Origin of the sequence: Xanthomonas nasturtii, from assembly GCF_001660815.1 — a bacterium.
In the GTDB taxonomy this organism is placed as follows: Bacteria; Pseudomonadota; Gammaproteobacteria; order Xanthomonadales; family Xanthomonadaceae; genus Xanthomonas; species Xanthomonas nasturtii.
This window is the reverse complement of record NZ_LYMI01000079.1, coordinates 1-1,708: the sequence shown is the minus strand read 5'-3', so window position 1 is coordinate 1,708 and position 1,708 is coordinate 1. Positions and strand designations below refer to the sequence as shown.

The 1,708-nt window shown below is 56.9% G+C and carries 2 protein-coding genes; one reads left to right on the top strand and one right to left on the bottom strand.

Features of this window, described 5'->3' with window-relative positions; translation table 11 throughout:
- Positions 1–174 precede the first annotated feature (174 nt).
- Positions 175–414 (top strand): hypothetical protein, encoded by a 240-nt coding sequence (locus A7D16_RS20145; protein ID WP_064635003.1) that lies wholly within the window; start codon positions 175–177, stop codon positions 412–414.
- A gap of 1,109 nt (positions 415–1,523) precedes the next feature.
- On the opposite strand, the gene A7D16_RS20140 is transcribed toward A7D16_RS20145, so the two are convergent.
- On the bottom strand, positions 1,524–1,708 hold a 185-nt coding region (locus A7D16_RS20140), incomplete at its 5' end, for an IS3 family transposase (RefSeq protein WP_153043169.1).

The window sequence follows — 1,708 nt, the reverse complement described above, 5'->3', positions numbered from 1 at the left end:
CACTTGCAGGTTGGTCATGCCGACATTGCCGCGCTGCCTCGGCAGACACTGTTCGATGAGAGAAAATTGTGCGGGTGTGATTTCCATGCGCAATAGTTTAACCGCTCAGATCATTAGTGTTAACAGGCCCTAGTCTTCTCCGGCGCTGTGGCGCATCGGTTCGAGTATCCGCTTATGCCCTCGTGGGTGTTCGGCGTTGAGGAGATTCCGGCTGAAGAACTACTTGGTCGCGAGTGGGAGAACTTCCAGCAGGGCACCCGCCTCACCGGCTGGCCTGGCGCCTGGGCGGATTCGCTCGAAAAAGCCCGGGCCTACTGCAATGATCAGGGTCTCCGTGGCTTTGACTTGGAATCAAGCTACGGCTTTGATGGCTGGATACTGGCTCAGTCGGTGGAGCTCACCGGCGGGGCATGACAATTCGTCCAAGCCGCTGCCGCTTCCTGGTGCGATTTAACTCCGGCGTTAGGCTGTGGTGGAGCAGCAACACCGGGATTCATCCTCGCATAGCCGCTTGGCGCTTAGAAGGCTGGCTCCAGCTAGTGATTCCGACCGCTACCGGCATCGGACAGCCATGGCTTTGCCATCGTTTGTAGCCGCGCTGCGCTATTGATGTCGCTTCAGCGCCATCGCACCCCTCGCATTACGGAGCAAGCTGTATCCCGCAAGCTATGGCAAACTCGGCGCAAGCGGCAGTGCTGTGGAGCATGGTTGCAACATCCCACCAATGCGGCTACTCACTGCTTAACACTCATTCAAGCCGAAGCTGCTTCGCAACTCGGCTTCATTCAATCGTTAGGCCGCATGAGCGACGTCTGTAGCGCTTCAGCTCTCTTGCTCTCAATGCAAAGATCTCTCCTTGGCGAGGTGCATCCCGAGCTGCTTCAGGCCTCAATCGAAGCAGAACAGACTGTGCAAACAGTTCGGCTCCGTTTTGAGTACGACGGCACTCCTTCGGATGCGGCAAGGGAGAGTTGTTCCTGCGCAGCCACTGAAGTCATTGCCGACTTTCCTGCCCCGTGGCAACTTGACGAGCAGCATGTTGAGGTAAACGCATCTACCGCTTTGCAGCCATCGGCGCATGTTGCATATCGTCGGGCCGAGCCTCAGCATGCGGCCTAACAATTTATTCAAGCCGAAGCCGCTTCGCGCGTCGGCTCAACTCAGGTATTAGGTCCGTGATCCACACTCCATCGCATGTTGAGATTGACAGAGCGCTGACCTGCGAAGAGCACGCTGTTGTCCGTTGGCTCTTGGAGCATGGAGACGGAGACAACTCCGGTTTTCTAGAACAACTAAAGAGTGCTCGCGTGGTCCGCCTTTGCGGGTGTGGCTGTGCGAGCATTGATTTTTCGATCAGAAGCCGCCGTCCAGAGCATTTCGCAATGCGCGCTCTGTCGGACTATCAATGGCTCAATGATCAAGGCCATACTTACGGTGCCTTCTTGTTTGAGCAGGATGGCCTTCTGCCCGGGCTTGACTTGTGGTCAATTGACGGTCTGATACGCCCAGGGTTCCGTAGACACTCAAGACCCTCGTTGCGCGTAGCGCCGTTCAAACTCTACAGGGGACAGGTCGCCGGTTGAACCATGACGGCGTTTGGGGTTGTAGAACATCTCGATGTAGTCGAACACCTCGGCGCGTGCGGCGTCCTTTGTGGGATAGACCCGTCGCCTGATCCGCTCGCGTTTGAGTAGGCCGAAGAAGCTCT